Source organism: Paenibacillus sp. EKM211P (assembly GCF_011066175.1).
Classification (GTDB): Bacteria; Bacillota; Bacilli; order Paenibacillales; family Paenibacillaceae; genus Paenibacillus; species Paenibacillus polymyxa.
Genome location: NZ_JAAMNS010000093.1, coordinates 1 through 235 on the forward strand (window position 1 = coordinate 1; position 235 = coordinate 235).

Consider the following 235-nt stretch of genomic DNA (forward strand, 5'->3'; position numbering starts at 1 on the left):
AAGTCCACCGAACGCTCGGCGAGAATGCCGACGATCGTCTCCCGGCCGATGCCGCTTGTGCGCAGCGTAGCCGCCAAACTGTTCGCCCGCTCGTTCAGCTCCGCATACGTCAGCTGGTCATTCTCGTACACGACAGCTGCCGCTTCCGGCGTGCGCTCCGCCTGTTCCTCAAACAGCTGGTGGAACGCCGCCGCAGGAGCCGCTTCCGGCTGCGCCGGGTTAAACGCGCCGAGAA

At 65.5% G+C, this 235-nt stretch carries 1 protein-coding gene; it reads right to left on the reverse strand.

Features of this window, described 5'->3' with window-relative positions:
• The coding region (locus tag G9G57_RS25535; protein WP_164965701.1) for an AMP-binding protein at positions 1-235 on the reverse strand (235 nt) is incomplete at both ends.